Here is a 16,519-nt window from a genome sequence, read left to right as displayed (position 1 = left end):
TTGCGGGGCTTTTTCATGCTTTAAATTTGTAGTTAACGGCTTAACTCGCCGCGCAAATTGTCCTGCATTAAGTGACGTATGCTTTGCGCCGAGAGCTGCTTGCTAAGTAAATAATGCAGCTTGGTTAAACAGGCTTCCAAGGTCATATCGAAGCCGCTGATCACGCCGACATTCAACAATGCATTGCCGGTGGCATAGCCGCCCATATTTACTTGCCCTTGCAGGCATTGAGTAAGGTTGATAACGACTATGCCACGTTCGTTGGCATTGGCCAAAAGCTCTAAGAACTCATGGTTTTGCGGTGCGTTACCGACGCCAAAACTCAACAAGATAAGGGCCTTAATGTCGTCGTTTATTATCGAGCCGACCACATCGGCGCTGATCCCAGGGTACAGGTGCAAAACGGCAATGGCTTGTGGGGTAATGCGTGAGACCTGTAATTCATTGTCGATATAGGGGCTGAGCTGGCCTTCAATCAGGCGAATATTAATACCGGCTTTGGCTAAGGGCGCCATATTAGGGGAGTCGAAGGCATTAAAGCCATCGGCATGTATCTTGGTTGCCCGATTGCCGCGGAAAAGCTGATTGTTAAAGAAGAGGCTCACCTCGGCAATGGGATAATTCGCCGCCAGATACATGGCGTTTAACAGGTTAACCTGGCCGTCGGAGCGCAGTTGTGACAAGGGGATTTGCGAGCCAGTAACTATCACAGGTTTGGTCAGGTTTTCAAACATAAACGACAGCGCCGAGGCCGTGTAGGCCATGGTATCTGTGCCGTGCAATACCACAAAACCATCATAGTCATGGTATTTGGCCTGAATATCGTCGGCTATCATCTGCCAATGGGCAGGTGACATATCGGAAGAGTCGATAAGGGGGCAATATTCTTCGATATCAAACAGCGGCATTTCATCGCGGTTAAATTCAGCACTGTTTTTAACCGTTTCGGTCAGGTAGCCAGCGGCGGGAATAAAACCCTGGCTTGATTTCTTCATACCTATGGTACCGCCGGTGTAGGCGATATAAATACGTTTACGTTTCATAAAAAAGCCCGATAAATGCTATCGGGCTAAGTATACATGCTGTAGCGCCGTGACTAAATGTGGCGCCAGGATTTATTTACGAAAATTAATTCGTTACGGTACATACCAAGCAGCGGGCGTAGATACCTTCAGGATCATTGAAGGCTTTAAGCGAGTTCACTTGTTGTTCAATCTGTTCAACAAAATTATCGAACTGCATGGCCGCACCTACGCTGGCACTTTGCGGTGCTTGCTTAGCAACCAATGACTGCACCGCGGCATTACCAAACAGGTTTTGAATGAAAATATCCTGTGGCGATAACGGCTGCTCGATAAGTTGCACATCATAGTGCTTCAGACTTGCCAGTTTAGCGGCGGCGCTAATGGCGGCCTGCTTGTCGCCAAGTTGGTCAACCAAACCCAGTTGTTGTGCCTGAGTGGCAATCCAAACACGGCCCTGAGCGATTTTATCTACTTCTTCAAGAGATAGACCGCGAGACTCTGACACTACTTCTAAGAAGCGAGAGTAGGCATTTTCCACACTCATTTGAATGGCTTGTGCCAGTTTATCGTCTAGGCCAAGCAATACCGATGAGCCTTTTAGCTCTGTGGTGCCAACACCATCCGAGTAAACACCTAGTTTTGCAGCGCTTTTCTCAAAGGTCATTATGGTGCCGAATACGCCGATAGAGCCGGTAATAGTGCTTGGCGCTGCCCAAATTTCATTGGCGGCACTGGCTATCCAATAACCACCTGAGGCAGCCACCGAGCCCATGGAGGCAACCACTGGCTTGCCCGCTTCTTTAAGGGCGATAACTTCACGGCGAATTAGCTCAGATGCAAACATGCTGCCGCCGCCGGAGTCGATACGAAGAACTACGGCCTTAACGCGATCATTATTACGAGCTTCACGTAGTAGGGCAGCTGTACTGTCACCGCCGATTTCACCGGCCTTACGGTGACCGTCGACTATGGTGCCTTTAGCCACAATAACCGCCACTTTTTCAGTCAATGGGTTATCCACTGCAATTGGCATCTTAAAGGTAGCCAGGTAATCGTTGAAGCCGATTTGACGGAAGCTCTTACCTTTTTCATCAAGACCAACCAAGTCGATCATCTGTTGGCGTAGCTCCTGATTGTTTTTAAGCGCGTCGACCCAACCGTTTTGCAGCGCGTACTTGGCACCGTTGCCGTCTACTTTCTCAAGTTTGGCAAGGTAAGTGTCCAGGCTTTCATCAAAGTTGGTTTGCTCAAAACCACGCAGGGTCGCGATCTCGTCTTTATATTGCTGCCAAAGGTGTGACAACCATTCTTTGTTCGCTTCCTTGGCCGCTTGCGACATATCGTTACGGATCAGCGGCTCTACCGCCGACTTAAAGGTACCCACGCGGAATACGTGCTGAGTGATCTTCAGCTTGTCCAGCGCTTCCTTAAAGTAAACAGGGTAGACACCAAAGCCTTCGATAGACACGCCGCCGTATGGGTGTAGGTTAATTTCATCGGCGTGGGCGGCAAGATAATACTGGCTCTGGGTGTAATAGTAGCCTGTGGCGATAACCGGTTTGCCCTGAGCTTTAAAAGCTTCAATGGCTTTGGCAATGGCCGCTAGCTTATTGATATGAGCGCCACCTAGGTTTTGCACGTTCAATAGCATGGCTTCAATGCGCTCGTCGTTAGCGGCCTTGTTGATCACATCAACCACATCATCAACCAGGATTTCAGCCGGCTCATCTTGTGCACCCATGGATTGGGCTAGGGCAGCATCGAGTGGGTCTACATAGCGTTTTTGTTCGACCAGGTAGCCGTTCAGGTTCAGGTTAAGCACAGCGCCCTGAGGAACCTTGATCTCGCCATCGTCGCTGGTAATTGAGGCGATCACTATGATAACCAATGCTATAAAGATGAGGTTGACCACCAGACGGCGGGAAAAGTTAATTCCATCCCAAGTGGCTTTTACTACTTTTTTAATCAAAATCAGATCCTTAATATTAAAATCTGCTCTACACCTAGTTTAGACTTCCATATTAGCCCAAAGACTTCAAAATTTTAAACAGAAAAAAGTAACTAAGTGTTTACAGTTACCCTTGCTTTCACCAAGGGCGCTGTCGAATCTACTTGCCGCTGAAGTTAAAAATCGCTACTCTCAAACAGGTATGACCAGACTAGTTAGAGAGGATAGCCATGCTAGAACAAGCATTAGAATTAGCGCATGGGCAAATACGAAATCGCCTGGTAATGGGCTCAATGCACACAGGTTTAGAAGAAGGGTGGCATAACCGTAAGCGTCTGGCGGCGTTTTATGAAGAGCGTGCTAAAGGTGGAGTTGGCCTGATTATTACCGGCGGCTATAGCCCTAATATTCGCGGCAAGCTGACGCCCATATCCTCATCCTTTAATACCTTGTTTGATGTGCTTAAGCATAAGATATACACCGAGGCGGTGCACAAACACGGCGGTAAAATCTGCTTGCAACTGCTCCATGCCGGGCGTTATGGCTATCACCCTTTTAACTGTGCCCCCAGTGCCATTAAGTCACCTATTACGCCTTATGCCCCTAAAGCCATGACCAAGGGCATGATCAAAAGCACCATTAAAGATTTTGCCAACAGCGCCCGTTTGGCACAGCAGGCAGGATATGATGGCGTTGAGATCATGGGTTCAGAGGGCTATCTGATCAATGAGTTTATGGCGCCTCATACCAATAAACGCACTGACGAATATGGCGGCGATAACACAGGTCGTATGCGTTTTGCCAAGGAAATAGTCGAGGCGGTGCGCGCTCAGGTGAGCGATGAATTTATTATCGTTTTTCGTTTGTCGGTTATGGACCTTATTCCTAACGGTTCAACTGCCGAGGAAGTCACCGAGCAGGCCAAGGTATTGGCTGCGGCCGGTGTTGATATCTTTAATACAGGTATTGGTTGGCATGAGGCCAGGGTACCGACCATAGCTTCCATGGTACCACCTGGGGCCTTTCGAGAAGCCTCACAGCGTTTAAAAGCGGCTACCGAAAAACCTGTGATCGCTGTTAACCGTATTAACACCCCAGAGATAGCCAATGAGATCCTAAAAGCCGGTCAGGCAGATATGATCTCCATGGCCCGTCCTTTATTGGCAGATCCGGAGCTTTTCAATAAGTATGCGCAGCAGCGTAGCGAGCAGATTAACATCTGTATCGGCTGTAATCAGGGCTGTTTAGACCATGTGTTTAAAGGCCAGCGCGCCACCTGTTTGGTGAACCCTTTAGCGGCGTTTGAGCTAGATTTAGCCATTGAAAAGGCCCAAAAGAGTAAAAATGTGCTTGTCGTTGGTGCCGGTCCTGCAGGTCTGGCTGCCAGTATTTATTTGCGCCAGCGCGGCCATCAGGTCACCCTTATCGAGCGCTCAGATACTCTGGGCGGTCAGTTTAACCTGGCCATGCGTATTCCCGGAAAAGAAGACTTCCAGTTAGCGCTTAAATATTTCAGCGAAGAAGTTGTACGTCAGGGCGTGAAGCTACATATGAACACCGCCTATGACGCCTCAATGCAAAATGATTACGACGATATCGTCTTTGCCTGTGGTGTATCGCCTCGTAAAGCCAGTTTCAGCTGTGAAGATGGTAGAAGGGTTTATAGCTATGACGAGGTGATCCGTGGTGACGTAGAGCTGGGCTCTCGTATTGCTATTTTGGGTGCTGGCGGTATCGGCTTCGACATGGTGGCGTTCTTAACTGAAGAGCATCATCAGAGTATCGCCAACTTTAAGGCGCAATGGGGCATAGAGCAGCCGGTTGAGTTGCATAAGAGTGATAAGAAACTTTACATGCTAAAACGCAGCAGTGGACGTTTCGGTGCCGGCTTAGGTAAAACTACCGGCTGGATCCATCGTCAGGTGGCCAAGATGCATGGCGTCGAGCAAATCGCCGATTGCCAATACGAGCGTTTTGATGCTCAGGGCCTGCATATCAGTGTAGCCGGTGAAGCCCGGGTGTTGGATGTAGATACAGTGATCGGCTGTATTGGCCAAACCTCGAACGACACCGAGCTTAAACAGGCCGAACAAGGGGCTGGGAAAGCCGAGGTGCACGTCATTGGCGGCGCCAAGCTGGCGGCAGAAATTGATGCTAAGCGTGCCATTAAGGAAGCCCTTATGGTGGCACGCGAGATTTAATTTACTCGCTTACACAGCTTTTTATCGATGCCGCCTAGTTGCGGCATTTTTTATGTCTTAAATATTTTTTGTAATAAAAGCAGGGGAATGCGGGTCTTTGTGCTATATCATTAACACTTTATTAGCATAAAAGGTTTCACCATGCAGACTCGCGTTGCCCCTACACCTAAGGATGAATCATTAGGGCCATTACAGGCATTTGATGGCTTAGCGCCCTTGTTAATGCGATTAATTTTGGCGCCGGTGATGATCATCGCCGGGTATACTAAATTGAATCTCGGCAACAGTGATTTGCCCTGGTCGCAACGCCTGCTGGCAGACCCGAATGTGGTGGCCTGGTTTGGCAACAGTGATTGGGGATTAGGTTTACCCTTTGCCGATGTGCTTGCCTTATTAGCCGGTTGGGCCGAATTTGCCGGAGGCTGGTTATTGCTTATCGGCTTGTTTACGCGTTTGGTGGCCATTCCCTTGATGATCACCATGGTGGTGGCGGCCACTATGGTGCATTGGGATAACGGCTGGTTTGCCATCACTCCTACGGATACACAAACCAGTCCGGCACAGGTCCTAGACTGGGCCGGTATAGAAGCGGCCAAGCAAAGCCTGGAGAATTCTGCGGCGGCTAAAATGCGTTTAGAAGTGATAAAAACGATTGTGGCTGAACACGGGCAACCCGGTTATGTCTATGAACGCGGTAATATTGTGATCCTCAATAATGGTATTGAGTTTGCTGCCATTTATTTTGTTATGTTGCTATCACTATTTTTTGTCGGCGGTGGGCGTTATGTAAGTTTGGATTATTATCTTGCGCCGCGACGCAGGCGCACATAATACCTGCTTAGGCGGCTTTTCCCTTATCAGCCTAGGGCGACTATGGTAGCCTTAGGCTCAAGTACTTAAGAGAAAGAATCCCCCATAATGAATGCAACCGAGCTGTTATTAAATCGCCAATCCGATAGCCAATTATCTTATCCTGGTCCATCACCAAAGCAGATGGAGCTGATCCAACAAGCGGCACTGAGAGTGCCGGATCATGCCAATCTTGCTCCCTGGCAGTTTATTGTTTTAGAAGATGAACAGCGCGACGCGCTTGGCAGCATTTTTGCCAAGGCTGCGGTAGCCGAAGACATGGGCGAGCGCGCCATAGAGCGTGCAGCCAGTTTAGTGGACAGGGCGCCCATGGTGATCGTCTGCATTATGAAATACACCCCACACGACAAGGTGCCAAGGGTGGAACAAATAGCCAGCGCCTCATGCGCGACCTTTGCCATGCAACAGGCGGCATTCGCTCAGGGTCTATCGGGTATTTGGCGAACCGGTGCTTTTGCCCAATCGCCCATGGTTAAGAGCGAACTGGGACTGAGCAGCGAGGACGAAATAATCGGCTATTTATATCTGGGCACGCCCACCTTAGATTGTCCGAAAAAGCGACGTCATCAGGTGGCCGACTTCTTTTCTTACGGTATCTAATCTGACTTAAAACGGCGCATTTAATCGCCCGATTAGGGGCGTCGTCATCTTAGATTAATCTTTATTCATTTATACTGCTTTTTTTTGCTTAATTAATCACTTTGTGTGGTTTTTTAAACCGATATTTTTTGTTAGGCTAAGAATTGTACAAAATTGTAACTAACAAAAATAATAAGAAGATAAGAGTCAATGGGTAACTTATTCTTAAGAGAAAAAGAGCGTTGGGGATTGTGGTCATTTTGGGGAATAGTAGGCGCTATGCTGACCACTTATGTGGCCATGGCCACTAAGGCACCACTTTACATTACCCTTGCCGCCATGTGCGTGGTCATCTTGGTATCGAGCTGGATGCTCTACAGCAAACGCTATGACTTTCTACGTGCCCTCAAGGTCACCGCCTATGTGTTGTTTGTTAGCGTGCTGCCGGCTTTAACCTTGCTGATCATACCTGCCACTAAACAGCAAAGAGGGGAGCTTATTATGCAAAGCGTGCTTTTTGCGCTGATCGCCCTCATTGGCTGTGTAGTGTGTGCACTTATCGCTAAGCGTCCAAAACAGTATTACTAGGGTGGGGCTCGCGACGTCGAGCCTAGCTTTACTTTCCGTTTATGAGTCTTTAGTATGCGCGACATCAAAAGGGTCACAAAGCGATGATAAAGCCTGCCTTTGCGCCCTTGAATTCAAAGACCGTCTCAATTGGCGGTTTTTTCGTAATAGCTTTGCGATTCTAAACTTGATGGAGTGTACAAAATGGCAGCACCAATGCGCATTTTCTTTTGGCTGGCACTAGCCTTCTTTTACGCCATGGGTCTGGATGTGGTTAATAAGTTACTTGTTGACGCACATCTGGGTATGCTCGCGCAATTGGCAAGTTTCGCCGTCTTCAACGCCCTGGTTGCACACCTGATAGTTAAGTATGAAGCACAACTTTCCACCTTATGCGCATTATTAGTAGGTTGCTTGGGGGTGATCGGCTGTGGCGTTATTTTATGGCCTTGGTTTATTGATATGCCGTCTTGGCTGTGGGCTTATTTAATCGTTTCCTTATTGGTCTTTACCTGGGCTTGGCCATTTGTGGCTAAGAAAATGGCCAATATATCGGCAAACAAATAGCGATCACCGTGGTTTTTAGGCCTAAGCCTGACGTTGCGCCTTGAGTATGTTACCCTGTGCGCGAATTTTATATTTTCAAAAAGATGGACGATTTTATGTCTGATAAATTTACTACTCATGCGGATAAAGCCAGCTATGGTATTGGTCTGCAAATGGGCGAGCAACTTAAAGCAAACCCTTTCGAAGGTCTTAACCTGAACTCTGTTTTCGAAGGCATGAAAGATGCTTACACAGGTGAGAGCTTCCAAGTTGAGATCCCTGAGATTCAAGCTGCATTCGAAAAAATTAACGCTGAAATTCAAGCCCGTCGTGAAGAAGAAGCGAAAGTACTTGCCGCTGAAGGCGAAGCTTTCCTTGCTGAAAACGCTAAGCGCGCTGAAGTAACGGTAACCGAGTCTGGTCTACAGTTCGAAGTTATCGAAGCGGGCTCTGGTGAGAAGCCAACTGCTGAGTCTACTGTGCGTACTCATTACCACGGTACCCTGGTAAACGGCACTGTATTCGACAGCTCATACGAGCGTGGTCAACCTGCTGAATTCCCAGTAGGTGGCGTAATTAAAGGTTGGACTGAAGCATTACAAATGATGCCTACTGGTTCAAAATGGCGTCTATACATCCCGCACGACCTTGCCTATGGTGAGCGCGGTGCCGGTGCAGCCATTGCTCCTTACTCAACACTTATTTTTGATATCGAACTACTTGATATTCTTTAATTTAAAGTGTGCTAAAAAAACCGCCTAAGGGCGGTTTTTTTATGTCTGTAAATAGCCCAACTTGCTATTTGCGCGATTCCCAGGCCTTTTTCACACCGCGGCACCATAAATAGTCGACTAAAATAAACCCTATCAGTGCAGCCAAGGCGCCACAGACGGCAGAGCCGAGTAAGAAGGCCGGGCCTATTGTCGTCAGGCTGTCACTAAGCCATTGCCAACTGGGTTCAAAGTAGAATTCCTGCTGTGGGTGACCGAGGATCCAAGTCCCCACCACATAGGAGCAGTAAAAAATCGGTGGCATGGTTAAGGGGTTAGTGATCCACACCAAAGCGATGGAGAGCGGCAAATTAACGCGCAGAGGAATGGCGACGGCCGCGGCTAAAATCATTTGAAAGGGAACTGGAATGAACGCGAAAAACAAGCCAACGGAAAAGGCGCCACGCGCCGAACGTCTATTTAGATGCCAGAGATTAGCATCGTGTAATAGCCGCCCAAAAATACGAAGCGATTTAAGCTGCTTGATCTTATTATGATCGGGTAAGAACCGTTGAATGGTTTTCTTCGCCATCGGATGGGGCCCTGTACATCTATTGCGCTGTGCAGTGGGTTTTCATTCGGCTGTATTCTGTCACTTTTCACCCCGTCACTGCCAGTACTTTTTACAATAATAGCCATATTGCTAGTTATTCGAACAGTAACTGGTTATTTTATCGGCCAGACCCGAGCCTGCCTGTTCGCTCTCCTTTATACCTTAGCCTATTTTCAGCTGTTTTATCATTGGCATGGACCCGAAATTAATAATAGCGTTAGGCACATAGAAGGACAGGTAGTGGCGCTCAGTAAATTACCAAGCAGCCAATTCGCCACGCTAAAATTGCTTCGCATTGATGAGTATAAAGTACCTTTTTATCAGCGGGTTATTATCAACGTACCGCTGTCTGCTGATATCAGCCTACACCCAGGCGCGACCATCAAAGCACATACTCGGGTGCGGATTAAACAGTGGCGAGTTAATTTTTCCGTGCGCGATGCGCGCATATATGGCTTTTTGCATGGGCCGCATCTGCAGGCATCAAAACCGGCGACCTTAGATATTGGCGAGGCGCAAGCAACCTTTGCCCAGCATTACCGCCATTGGCTCGATAAAAATCTGGGTGATTATCAGCTTTATGGCGTATATAAGGCGTTACTGAGCGCCGATAGAAGCGCTATCCCTGAGCAACACAAGCAACTTTTTCGTGATACCGGCACCATTCACTTGCTGGCTATATCCGGCTTGCATATAGCGCTGCTCTATGGCTTTTGTTTTTATGTAATTAAGCTGGCTCTTTGGGCACTCGGCCGCTGCTTTACGAGTGTTTTCCGCCAAGCCCAAAGTATCAATGGTCTTGTCGCGCTTATGGCCTTATGCCTGTGTGCGCTATTTGTGCTGCTGTGCCAGCTGCCTATTAGTGCTCAGCGCGCCTGGTTGATGTTGGCGTTGTTTGTGGCCCTATATTTTAGTCGCTTACACTATCGACTCGGCCCTAGTTTATTACTGGCATTAACCCTGGTGCTGGTGATAAATCCTTTTGCTCTGTTGGATGTGGGCATGTGGTTTTCCTTCTCTGCGGTGGCGGTTATTTTTGTTGCCCTTAGACTTAGCGCCGGGCGTCATTGGTTGGTGCGCTACCTCTGGGTACAGATGAGTTTATGTGTGGGCTTGGCGCCGCTGAGTTTATTGGTATTTGGCGGCTTCTCTTGGTCTGCAGCGCTATTTAATTTGTTGTTTGTGCCCTTGGTGAGCTTTATTTTGCTGCCGCTATTAATAATCAGTGCCCTGAGTGGTTTTGCGCCTTGGTTGACGGCAGGCTTAGAGCTCTTCGATATGTATGCCGGAGCTGGAATTGCTTACTTACTGCCTTTAAGCAGCCAGTTTTGGCTGCCTGGTTCTCAATTCCCTGGGACTCAGTTACCTGAGGTTGTGGTGCTGGCTTGTTATCTGGCTATTTTAGCCGTGTTGCTGCTTCGTACCTGGTGGCCTGCCTTATATACCCTGGTGCTGTTAAGTACTTTTATTTTGATTGAGCTTGTACGGGCACCGAGCTGGCAACTGGATGTGCTGGATGTCGGCCATGGTTTGAGCATAGTGCTCAGGCGAGGGGAGCATGCTCTGGTTTACGACCTAGGCGCCAGCTATTTTGGGCAATATTCCATAGTCGATAATACCCTGTTGCCATTTATACAAAGCGAAAACCTAAGCCCTGAGCTGACCCTTATTTCTCACTGGGATAACGACCATGCTGGCGGCCTGAAGTTTTGGCGCAGTGCAGGTTATGGGAGCACCTTAGTTCGGTTTCATCCCGGTGGCATGCGGACCTGTAGTCAACAAGCCTTTAATTGGCATGGCCTTGAGTTAACGCCATTGTGGCCAAAGTACATAGGCAGTAATGACAATGCCAACTCCTGTGTATTACTTATTTCAGATGGTAAACATAGGGTGTTGTTAACTGGCGATATAGGTATAAAAGAAGAGGCGAAATTGGTGGCGTTAAACGCGCTGCCCAGGGTGGATGTCTTGGTCAGCCCCCATCATGGCAGCCGTACCTCTTCAAGCCTGGCCTTTGTAAACGCCCTAAAACCAAGTGAGGTGATCCATTCAAGTAGCGCCCGTACAAATTGGCAAATGCCTCACCCCAAGGTACTGGCCAGATATCAAACGGTGGGGGCGAGGCAATGGCAAACTAAAACTCAAGGTGGAATTCGGGTTCAGTTTTATCGCGATAAAATACAGGTAGAGGCTGCAAAAGAGCAGAAAAACTATTGGTTTATCACCGATTAAGTTTTGTTTTTCGCCGCGCAAAGCTACAATAGCCGCTAATGCGTGAATTTGAGAGTCTTATGCAACATAGCGCCACCCACACCTATAAGCGCCTTTTAGGCTACGTTAAAAGTTATAAGTCTGCGGCCATTGTCGCCATTATCGGTATGCTTGGTTATTCCGCCATGGATGCCACCTTTGTGTGGTTGATGCAGCCTTTTATTGACGAAGGCCTTACCGAGGGCAATAGCACGGTACTAAGTTGGGCGCCCTATGTGGTGATAGCGCTGGTGATCGGCCGTGGCACCTTTAACTTTGTGTCCAGTTATTGCCTTGCCTATGTGGGCTCTCAGGTGGTGCGCTCGTTGCGCCAGGATTTGTTTGTACACATGCTCAACCTGCCGGTGAGCTTTCATGATAATCATTCTAACGGCGAGCTGATCTCGAAAATCACCTTTGATACCGAGCAGGTGCAACAGGCCATTACCAAGGCGCTTCTGGTACTGGTACGCGAAGGCGCTTATGTGGTTTTCCTGCTAATGGTGATGTTTAACGCCAGTTGGAAGCTAAGCCTTATCTTTTTGGTGATCACCCCTATAGTGGCGGTAATTGTCGCTGTGGTGTCAAAACGCTTTCGTAAAATTTCCCGCAATATTCAAAATGCCATGGGTGATGTGACCCGTTGCTCAGAGCAGATGCTTGCCGGGCATAAGGTGATCCATGGTTTTAACGGCCAACAGCAAGAAACCGAACGCTTTGGCCGCGTTAATAACATTAACCGTTTGCAACGGGTGAAAATGGATGCCACCAAGGCACTGAGCGTGTCGGTTATCCAGATTCTTGCAGCATCATCCATGGCGGTGATCCTGGTGTTGATTTCCATGCCTGGAATGATTGACAGCATCACCTCGGGCACCTTTGTTACCCTTATCTCGTCCATGATGTTGATGCTTCGTCCCCTTAAACAGCTTTCCAACGTGAACAGTGAATTGCAGCGTGGTATTGCCGCGGCACAAAGTATTTTCGCCGTGCTCGATACCGAGATTGAAAAAGACAATGGTACCTTGGAGATAGCCAAGGCCAAGGGCCATATCGAAATTAAGGACTTGTCCTTTGCATATCCAAGCAGCCTAGATCCGGTTATCAAAAATCTTAATCTGGATCTTAAACCCGGTACCAATATTGCGCTGGTGGGGCGCTCGGGCTCGGGCAAATCGACTTTGTCGAGCCTGTTGCCACGTTTCTATGATGTTGAGCCAAGCTCCGCCATCACGCTCGATGGTATACCCCTGTGTGATTACAAGCTACGCAGCTTGCGCCAACAATTCGCCATAGTGTCTCAGCAGGTGGTGCTCTTTAACGACACCATAGCCAACAACATTATGTATGGTCTGGAAACGCCACTGAGTGATGAGGCGCTGATGGATGTGGCGAAAAAGGCTCATGTATGGGAGTTTGTGAAGGACTTGCCGCAAGGGTTAAATACTCTGGTTGGAGAGGATGGGGTCATGCTCTCAGGTGGTCAGCGTCAACGTATCGCCATAGCCCGCGCCATAGTTAAAGATGCACCTATTCTTATTCTCGATGAGGCCACCTCGGCGCTCGATACCGAATCGGAAAAGCTGATTCAAAATGCCCTGGAATCGCTAATGCGCGATAAAACCGCCATTATTATTGCCCATCGTTTATCTACCATAGAGCAGGTTGATTGTATCTATGTGCTTGATAAGGGTCGTATAATCGAGCAGGGTACGCATCAAGAATTACTGACTCAGGATGGCACCTATGCGGCGCTGGCCAAAATGCAGCAGGGCGAAAATTAATGGCAGGATTGGATCACCAATCGGCTAACGAGCCTCAAGGATTTGCTCAGCGTTTAGAGCTTGCCTGGTACCGCAAAGGCGACTGGCTGGTGCTAGTTATGCTGCCTTTGAGTGCCTTATTTTGGTTGCTAAGTGCGTTTAATCGCTTGTTATTTAGTCTTAAGATTAAAAAAGCCTATCGTGCACCGGTCCCCGTGATCGTGGTCGGTAATATCAGTGTGGGCGGCAATGGTAAAACGCCCATGACCCTGTTTCTTGCCGAGCTGCTAAAAAAGCAGGGCAAGCGAGTGGGGATCATCTCTCGCGGCTATGGCGCCGAGCCTCCTTACACTCCCTTTATGGTCGACGGCCAGTGCGACACTAAAACAGGCGGCGACGAGCCCGTGCTATTGGCGCAGCGAACCGGGTGCCCAGTAGTGATTGGCGGTGACCGCCGCGCCAGCATTGAAAAACTGATGTCCGAACATCAAATCGATATCATTATCAGCGACGATGGTTTGCAACATTATGCTTTAGAGCGAGATATTGAACTATGCATAGTCGACGCCGAGCGTCGTTTTGGTAACGGCTTGCTGATGCCTGCCGGACCGCTGCGCGAAGGAAAGTGGCGATTAAAAACAGTCAACCTGGTTATTTTCAACGGTGAAGCGGGGCCTCTTGATGCTGCATATCGGCTGCAACCAAGCGGGATGTTCAGTGTTGCCGATGACACTCCTATCGAGCCGCCTTTCGCATCCGGTGTAGCCGTCAGCGCCATAGGTAATCCGCAGCGCTTTGAGCGCAGTTTGACGCAGCTAGGTGTTGAGCTTACCGACAAACGCCATTTTCGCGACCATCATCAATACCAAGCTGAGGATTTGCCCTCTCACAGTGCGGTCTATATGACCGAGAAGGACGCGGTAAAATGTCGCGCCTTTGCCCATGGGCAATGTTATTATTTACGCGTTGATGCTAAGGCCAATCAAGCCCTAGAGCAGCAACTGCACAGCCTACTTAAACGTAAAGGGGTCATTTAACATGGCGTTTGATACCAAGTTGTTAGAAATCATTGCTTGTCCGGTTACCAAGGGCAAGCTGCACTATGATAAAGAAAACCAGGAGCTGATCAGCACCGCCGCCAAGCTTGCCTATCCGGTACGAGACGATATTCCTGTGCTGCTTGAGAACGAAGCCAGGGAGTTGAGCAGCGAAGAGGTTGAGAAGTGGAATTCGTAGTTATAATTCCAGCTCGCTATGCTTCTACTCGGCTGCCGGCCAAGCCGCTTGCCGATATCTGCGGTAAGCCGATGATTCAACATGTTTATGAACGAGCTCAGACATCGGGAGCCAGTGCCGTGTATATTGCCACCGATCACCCTGAGGTCGAGCAAGCCTGTTTGGCCTTTGGTGCCGAGGTGGTGATGACCCGTGAAGACCATCAATCCGGTACCGAGCGTCTGGCAGAAGTCGTTACCAAGCTGGGCTTGAGTGATGATACCCTGGTCGTTAACGTACAAGGTGATGAGCCGCTGTTGGCGCCAGAAAATGTGTCGCAAGTGGCGCGACTGCTTGATGGCAATGATGCGCCCATGGCAACCCTGTCAACGCCCATCATTGATGCTGAAGAAGCATTAAACCCTAATGCGGTTAAGGTGGTCAGTAATACCAGCAATAATGCCTTGTATTTCTCCCGTGCACCCATTCCATATCATCGCGATGCCTTGCTGGCGCAGCAGTGTGCGCTGGACTTCAGCCATATGCAACGTCACATTGGTATTTATGCGTACCGCGCCGGTTTTATTTCTAAGTACATTGAATTGACGCCGTCGCCCATGGAAAAGCTGGAGTCTTTAGAGCAGCTTAGGGTCTTGTATCATGGCTACACCATTAAAATTGCCGAGGCCGAAGTGGTGCCGGCGGCGGGTGTCGATACGCCTGATGACTTAGCGCGTGTGATTGCGACCTTACAATGAGCCCATTGCAACTGCTTGCCCAAGAGCGCGACTTTATTGTCGTGAACAAGCCTGCGGGGATGAATTTTCACACAGAAGATGACACCCCGGGCTTGGTTGCTTTGGCCGCTGAGCAATGTGGGCTGCAGCTATTTCCTGTGCATCGCCTCGATAAGGTGACCTCCGGCCTGGTAATACTGCCCACAAGCTCAGAGGCAGCAGCACGTTTTACAACGCTTTTTACCGAGCGACGAGTGAATAAATTCTATCTGGCCCTGGCCAGTGATAAGCCCAAGAAAAAGCAGGGCTGGATCAAGGGTGATATGGTCAAGGCGCGACGCGGTGCCTTTAAGCTATTAAAAAGTCAGGAAAACCCGGCTATTACTCGGTTTTATTCCTACTCATTGGCACCTAAGGTGCGAGGCTTTGTGCTTAAACCTTACAGTGGTAAAACCCATCAACTCAGGGTGGCGATGAAATCGCTTTCGGCGCCCATTATTGGCGATAAGCTCTATGGCGGGCAGGCATCGGATCGCACCTATTTGCATGCTTATGCCTTACAATTTGAATATCAACAACAGAATTTTCAGTTCTCTGTGCCACCGAGCGAGGGTGAATTGAGCGAGTATTTGAGCGCACTTACCCGTGAATTCGCCGAGCAGCCGTGGCAATTAGAATGGTAGATACATGACGCAAGATTACGAACTCAGGTATGGTGGCATTGGCCGCCTTTATGGTCAGCAGCAATTACAATGGTTAAGTGAAGCGCACTTTTGCGTGATTGGCATAGGCGGCGTAGGCAGTTGGGTCGCCGAAGCGTTGGCACGTACCGGTGTGGGCAAATTGACCCTTATCGACTTGGACGATATTTGTGTGACTAACACCAACCGGCAAATACACGCCCATCGCAACAGTGTGGGTGAGGCTAAGGTCGATGCCATGAAGGCCCGTTGCGAGCTGATCAATCCAGACATCCAAGTCAATGTTATCGATGACTTTATCACCCTGGATAATTACCGCGAGCATATTCAAGGTTTTGATTATGTGATTGATGCCATAGACGCGGTAAAAGAAAAGGCGGCGCTGATCGCCCATTGTAAGCGCAATAAGATGCCTATTATTACCACGGGTGGCGCCGGCGGACAGACAGATCCAAGCGAGATAAAATTTGGTGATGTGGCAAAAACCACACATGACCCTTTATTGGCTAAAGTGCGCTATATCCTGCGTAAACAATACAACTTCAGCTCCAACCCCAAACGCAAATTCGATGTGGATTGTATCTATTCAACGGAGCAGCTGGTTTACCCCGATGGTCACGGCCAGGTATGTAAGGCCAAGCAAGGAGCGGACTCAAGCATGAATATGGACTGTGCGACCGGCTTTGGCTCGGCAACCATGGTCACAGGCACCTTCGGCTTTTTTGCCGCTGCGAAAGCGGTGCGCAAATACCTTGATAAGCGCGCCCGCCGGGAGAAGCTGTAGCTAAGGCCAA

General features: G+C 49.0%; 16 protein-coding genes. 13 read left to right on the top strand and 3 right to left on the bottom strand.

Going from position 1 to position 16,519, the window contains the following annotated elements; all coding sequences use genetic code 11:
- Window positions 1-32 precede the first annotated feature (32 nt).
- Together ansA and sppA are read right to left on the bottom strand one after the other, a co-directional pair.
- Entirely contained in the window at window positions 33-1,043 is a 1,011-nt protein-coding gene (gene ansA, locus C2M34_RS14640) for an asparaginase (protein ID WP_105215841.1), read from the bottom strand.
- Window positions 1,044-1,128: 85 nt separating this feature from the next.
- Window positions 1,129-2,994 (bottom strand): signal peptide peptidase SppA, encoded by a 1,866-nt coding sequence (gene sppA / locus C2M34_RS14635; protein ID WP_105259171.1) that lies wholly within the window; start codon window positions 2,992-2,994, stop codon window positions 1,129-1,131.
- A gap of 209 nt (window positions 2,995-3,203) precedes the next feature.
- On the opposite strand from sppA, the gene C2M34_RS14630 reads away from it, so the two are divergent.
- From C2M34_RS14630 to C2M34_RS14605, 6 genes are all read left to right on the top strand, one after another.
- On the top strand, window positions 3,204-5,174 hold the full coding sequence (locus C2M34_RS14630; protein WP_105259170.1) for an NADPH-dependent 2,4-dienoyl-CoA reductase: 1,971 nt from the start codon (window positions 3,204-3,206) through the stop codon (window positions 5,172-5,174).
- Between the two features lie 141 nt (window positions 5,175-5,315).
- Window positions 5,316-6,005 (top strand): HvfX family Cu-binding RiPP maturation protein, encoded by a 690-nt coding sequence (locus C2M34_RS14625; protein WP_105215845.1) that lies wholly within the window; start codon window positions 5,316-5,318, stop codon window positions 6,003-6,005.
- 87 nt (window positions 6,006-6,092) lie between these two features.
- A complete protein-coding gene (locus C2M34_RS14620; RefSeq protein WP_105199060.1) occupies window positions 6,093-6,644 on the top strand; it encodes an NAD(P)H nitroreductase in 552 nt (183 codons plus the stop codon).
- A gap of 189 nt (window positions 6,645-6,833) precedes the next feature.
- The gene (locus tag C2M34_RS14615) at window positions 6,834-7,211 is read left to right on the top strand and encodes a hypothetical protein (protein ID WP_105199059.1); all 378 of its coding nucleotides are present in this window, start codon (window positions 6,834-6,836) and stop codon (window positions 7,209-7,211) included.
- Window positions 7,212-7,394: 183 nt separating this feature from the next.
- Window positions 7,395-7,757 carry a hypothetical protein gene (locus C2M34_RS14610; protein WP_105259169.1) on the top strand — a complete coding sequence of 121 codons (363 nt, stop codon included), beginning with the start codon at window positions 7,395-7,397 and terminating at the stop codon, window positions 7,755-7,757.
- A 95-nt stretch (window positions 7,758-7,852) separates the two neighbouring features.
- Complete coding sequence (locus C2M34_RS14605) at window positions 7,853-8,470, top strand: FKBP-type peptidyl-prolyl cis-trans isomerase (protein ID WP_105199106.1); 618 nt, start codon at window positions 7,853-7,855, stop codon at window positions 8,468-8,470.
- Window positions 8,471-8,534: 64 nt separating this feature from the next.
- Here the strand turns inward: C2M34_RS14605 and C2M34_RS14600 are convergent, their stop codons facing one another.
- Entirely contained in the window at window positions 8,535-9,038 is a 504-nt protein-coding gene (locus C2M34_RS14600) for a DUF2062 domain-containing protein (protein ID WP_105199057.1), read from the bottom strand.
- 261 nt (window positions 9,039-9,299) lie between these two features.
- Between C2M34_RS14600 and C2M34_RS14595 the strand changes: the two genes are divergently transcribed.
- Genes C2M34_RS14595 through tcdA form a run of 7 tightly spaced genes read left to right on the top strand, consistent with a single transcriptional unit; the run spans window position 9,300 to window position 16,509 of the window.
- Window positions 9,300-11,291, top strand: coding sequence for a DNA internalization-related competence protein ComEC/Rec2 (locus C2M34_RS14595; RefSeq protein ID WP_158681457.1), 1,992 nt, complete (start codon window positions 9,300-9,302; stop codon window positions 11,289-11,291).
- Between the two features lie 59 nt (window positions 11,292-11,350).
- Window positions 11,351-13,093 carry a lipid A export permease/ATP-binding protein MsbA gene (gene msbA / locus C2M34_RS14590; RefSeq protein ID WP_105199105.1) on the top strand — a complete coding sequence of 581 codons (1,743 nt, stop codon included), beginning with the start codon at window positions 11,351-11,353 and terminating at the stop codon, window positions 13,091-13,093.
- Window positions 13,093-14,109, top strand: coding sequence for a tetraacyldisaccharide 4'-kinase (gene lpxK / locus C2M34_RS14585; protein WP_105259167.1), 1,017 nt, complete (start codon window positions 13,093-13,095; stop codon window positions 14,107-14,109). Before msbA ends, lpxK begins: the two co-directional genes overlap by 1 nt.
- 1 nt (window position 14,110) lies before the next feature.
- Window positions 14,111-14,308, top strand: coding sequence for a Trm112 family protein (locus tag C2M34_RS14580; RefSeq protein WP_105199054.1), 198 nt, complete (start codon window positions 14,111-14,113; stop codon window positions 14,306-14,308).
- The gene (gene kdsB / locus C2M34_RS14575) at window positions 14,296-15,045 is read left to right on the top strand and encodes a 3-deoxy-manno-octulosonate cytidylyltransferase (protein ID WP_105259166.1); all 750 of its coding nucleotides are present in this window, start codon (window positions 14,296-14,298) and stop codon (window positions 15,043-15,045) included. Before C2M34_RS14580 ends, kdsB begins: the two co-directional genes overlap by 13 nt.
- Complete coding sequence (locus C2M34_RS14570; protein WP_105259165.1) at window positions 15,042-15,707, top strand: TIGR01621 family pseudouridine synthase; 666 nt, start codon at window positions 15,042-15,044, stop codon at window positions 15,705-15,707. The genes kdsB and C2M34_RS14570 overlap by 4 nt, the downstream gene beginning before the upstream one ends.
- 4 nt (window positions 15,708-15,711) lie before the next feature.
- Window positions 15,712-16,509, top strand: a complete 798-nt coding sequence (gene tcdA, locus C2M34_RS14565) for a tRNA cyclic N6-threonylcarbamoyladenosine(37) synthase TcdA (RefSeq protein ID WP_105199051.1) — start codon at window positions 15,712-15,714, stop codon at window positions 16,507-16,509.
- Window positions 16,510-16,519: the final 10 nt, after the last annotated feature.

This window comes from Pseudoalteromonas sp. T1lg88, from assembly GCF_002964765.1.
Classification (GTDB): Bacteria; Pseudomonadota; Gammaproteobacteria; order Enterobacterales; family Alteromonadaceae; genus Pseudoalteromonas.
This window is presented reverse-complemented; position numbering and strand designations above follow the sequence as displayed.

Coding starts and splice junctions, on each gene's coding strand:
- ansA (WP_105215841.1), bottom strand. CDS start 1,043: ATGAAACGTAAACGTATTTATATCGCCTACACCGGCGGTACCATAGGT.
- C2M34_RS14630 (WP_105259170.1), top strand. CDS start 3,204: ATGCTAGAACAAGCATTAGAATTAGCGCATGGGCAAATACGAAATCGC.
- C2M34_RS14625 (WP_105215845.1), top strand. CDS start 5,316: ATGCAGACTCGCGTTGCCCCTACACCTAAGGATGAATCATTAGGGCCA.
- C2M34_RS14620 (WP_105199060.1), top strand. CDS start 6,093: ATGAATGCAACCGAGCTGTTATTAAATCGCCAATCCGATAGCCAATTA.
- C2M34_RS14615 (WP_105199059.1), top strand. CDS start 6,834: ATGGGTAACTTATTCTTAAGAGAAAAAGAGCGTTGGGGATTGTGGTCA.
- C2M34_RS14610 (WP_105259169.1), top strand. CDS start 7,395: ATGGCAGCACCAATGCGCATTTTCTTTTGGCTGGCACTAGCCTTCTTT.
- C2M34_RS14605 (WP_105199106.1), top strand. CDS start 7,853: ATGTCTGATAAATTTACTACTCATGCGGATAAAGCCAGCTATGGTATT.
- C2M34_RS14600 (WP_105199057.1), bottom strand. CDS start 9,038: ATGGCGAAGAAAACCATTCAACGGTTCTTACCCGATCATAATAAGATC.
- msbA (WP_105199105.1), top strand. CDS start 11,351: ATGCAACATAGCGCCACCCACACCTATAAGCGCCTTTTAGGCTACGTT.
- lpxK (WP_105259167.1), top strand. CDS start 13,093: ATGGCAGGATTGGATCACCAATCGGCTAACGAGCCTCAAGGATTTGCT.
- C2M34_RS14580 (WP_105199054.1), top strand. CDS start 14,111: ATGGCGTTTGATACCAAGTTGTTAGAAATCATTGCTTGTCCGGTTACC.
- C2M34_RS14570 (WP_105259165.1), top strand. CDS start 15,042: ATGAGCCCATTGCAACTGCTTGCCCAAGAGCGCGACTTTATTGTCGTG.
- tcdA (WP_105199051.1), top strand. CDS start 15,712: ATGACGCAAGATTACGAACTCAGGTATGGTGGCATTGGCCGCCTTTAT.